Source organism: Streptomyces sp. NPDC059008 (assembly GCF_042749045.1).
In the GTDB taxonomy this organism is placed as follows: domain Bacteria; phylum Actinomycetota; class Actinomycetes; order Streptomycetales; family Streptomycetaceae; genus Streptomyces.
This window is the reverse complement of record NZ_JBHYJC010000103.1, coordinates 1-2,607: the sequence shown is the minus strand read 5'-3', so window position 1 is coordinate 2,607 and position 2,607 is coordinate 1. Positions and strand designations below refer to the sequence as shown.

Here is a 2,607-nt window from a genome sequence, read left to right as displayed (position 1 = left end):
ACGCCACCCCGCCCACGTCGTGCTTCTCATCTCTGCTCGCTGTCACACCCATCGCGTAGGCTCGAAGACGTACTGATCCACACGGGAGATGTACCAAGGCGAACCAGGACGTCACCAGGCGTCCCGAGCCGTCAGTCCCGGGGAGGGGCCCTGTGCTCATCGACACCTACGGTCGTGTGGCCACCGACCTGCGCGTTTCGCTCACCGACCGCTGCAATCTGCGGTGCACGTACTGCATGCCCGAAGAGGGCCTGCAGTGGCTGGCCAAGCCCGATCTGCTCACCGACGACGAGATCGTCCGGCTGATCGCCGTCGCGGTGCGCGACCTGGGCATCGAAGAGGTCCGCTTCACGGGCGGCGAGCCGCTGCTCCGCCCCGGTCTGGTCGGCATCGTCGAGCGCGTCGCCGCCCTCACCCCGCGCCCCCGGATGTCGCTGACCACCAACGGCATAGGCCTGTCGCGCACGGCCGCGGCCCTGCGCGACGCCGGCCTCGACCGCGTCAACGTCTCCCTCGACACCCTGCGCCCCGACGTCTTCCAGACCATGACCCGCCGCAAGCGCCACGACGATGTGCTCCGCGGCCTGGAGGCGGCCCGCGCCGCCGGTCTGACCCCGGTCAAGGTCAACGCCGTCCTGATGCCGGGCCTCAACGACGACGAGGCCCCCGACCTGCTCGCCTGGGCGATCGCCCACGACTACGAGCTCCGCTTCATCGAGCAGATGCCGCTCGACGCCCAGCACGGCTGGAAGCGCGACGGCATGATCACCGCCGGTGACATCCTCGCCTCGCTGCGCACCCGCTTCGAGCTGACCCCCGAGGGCCAGGACGAGCGCGGCTCCGCGCCCGCCGAGCGCTGGCAGGTCGACGGCGGACCGCACCGCGTCGGCGTGATCGCCTCCGTCACCCGCCCCTTCTGCCGCGCCTGCGACCGCACCCGGCTGACGGCCGACGGCCAGGTCCGCACCTGCCTGTTCGCCACCGAGGAGACGGATCTGCGGACGGCGCTGCGCTCCGGGGCACCCGACGAGGAGATCGCGCGCATATGGAAGCGCGCGATGTGGGGCAAGAAGGCGGGCTCCGGCCTGGACGACCCGGCCTTCCTGCAGCCCGAGCGCCCGATGTCCTCGATCGGCGGCTGACCCGCCCGGCATCGCTCCCCGCAGCCCGGCCTCACTTCCCGGCGGCGGACGCCTCCCACTCCTCAAGCGTCACCACGTCCTTGAGGAAGCCGCGCACGCCGAGGAACTGCGACAGATGCTCCCGGTGCTCCTCGCAGGCCAGCCAGGTCTTACGGCGGTCCGGCGTGTGCAGCTTCGGGTTGTTCCAGGCCAGCACCCAGACGGCGGCGGCCCGGCAGCCCTTGGCGGAGCAGATGACGGCGGCGTCGCCGCCCGCGGTGGAGTCGGGAAGATCAGGGGAGTTCACGGCCTCAACCCTACGTCCTGCGGCCCGGGCCCTTCAGGCCGTGACCGGGAGCGGACATGACGACGCCGGGCAGCCACGGGGGGAGCCGCCCGGCGTCGGTCCGTCGCTCCGACGGGGGATGCGGAGCGCGTTACGCAGTATGTCACGGGGAATGGTGCGCGGTGCACCGGAACTCCACGATTGATCTGAGCTTTTCTTGAGCTTTGCAGACCGAATGCTGATCAGTGGGAGTCGGGGCGCGGTGTGGATGTGCCCGCCGCCGGTCGCTCCGGTTCGGATTCCGCCGGTGCGGCGGAGGGACCCGGCGTCAGCATCGGCCTGGTCGGCCCCGCGACGAAGGTTTTCGGAAGCGAAGGGACGTTCTCCCGGCCCGCGTTGGCGATCACCACCGCGATATAGGGCAGCGCCATGCCCAGCACCAGCGTCGCGATGGCAACCGGCCGCTCGACGTTCCACAGCACCACGGTCAGCAGCACGGCCACCGTCCGCACCGCCATCGAGATCACGTACCGCCGCTGCCGCCCGCGCACGTCCTCGGACAGCCCCTGGCGGGCCCCTGTGATCCGGAAGGTCTGGCCGCTGCTCTGCTTCCGCATCACGTTCCACCACCTGCTAGGTCATGCCGGATTCTCCCCGGTCTGCGGTCGGTTTCCACGGTACGCCGCACCTGCGCCGCCTTCGAGACCGGGGCCTGCCTCCGTTCGGCCGGGTCCGCCGCGACAAATAGAGGACAACCGGCTCCGGCGTGCGGCGTAGCCGATGCGGAGTGACACTGACGGGGCGACCCTCACGCGCACCGCGCCGTAAGAGGAGGCGACAGCGACATGACGTGGTTGTGGGCCATCATCGTGGGCCTGGTGCTGGGCCTGATCGCGAAGGCCATCATCCCGGGCAAGCAGAAGATCCCGCTCTGGCTGACCGTGATCTTCGGCATGCTGGGCAGCGTCCTCGGCAACTGGCTGGCCACCGGCATCGGCGTCAATGAGACCAGCGGCATCGACTGGACCCGGCATCTGCTGCAACTGATCGGCGCGGTCGTCATCGTCGGCATCGGCGACCGCCTCTGGGTCGCCCTGCGCGGCCGCAAGACAACGGCCTAGCCGCCCGGAGGAGATGCCCGAGACCTGCCGGCCCGGGGCAGGAAAAAAAGGGGAGGCGGCCGGTGCGCAGTTCGCGCGC

General features: G+C 70.5%; 4 protein-coding genes. 2 read left to right on the top strand and 2 right to left on the bottom strand.

Translation table 11 applies throughout. The features are described from left to right. Positions 1–152 precede the first annotated feature (152 nt). Positions 153–1,142 (top strand): GTP 3',8-cyclase MoaA, encoded by a 990-nt coding sequence (gene moaA / locus ACFWZH_RS39405; RefSeq protein ID WP_384443348.1) that lies wholly within the window; start codon positions 153–155, stop codon positions 1,140–1,142. Between the two features lie 31 nt (positions 1,143–1,173). Here the strand turns inward: moaA and ACFWZH_RS39400 are convergent, their stop codons facing one another. Both ACFWZH_RS39400 and ACFWZH_RS39395 read right to left on the bottom strand, forming a co-directional pair. Continuing rightward, a complete protein-coding gene (locus ACFWZH_RS39400) occupies positions 1,174–1,428 on the bottom strand; it encodes a hypothetical protein (protein WP_384443345.1) in 255 nt (84 codons plus the stop codon). A gap of 221 nt (positions 1,429–1,649) precedes the next feature. After that, positions 1,650–2,024, bottom strand: a complete 375-nt coding sequence (locus ACFWZH_RS39395) for a DUF3099 domain-containing protein (protein ID WP_384443341.1) — start codon at positions 2,022–2,024, stop codon at positions 1,650–1,652. Positions 2,025–2,252: 228 nt separating this feature from the next. On the opposite strand from ACFWZH_RS39395, the gene ACFWZH_RS39390 reads away from it, so the two are divergent. Continuing rightward, a complete protein-coding gene (locus ACFWZH_RS39390) occupies positions 2,253–2,528 on the top strand; it encodes a GlsB/YeaQ/YmgE family stress response membrane protein (RefSeq protein WP_384443338.1) in 276 nt (91 codons plus the stop codon). Positions 2,529–2,607 lie beyond the last annotated feature (79 nt).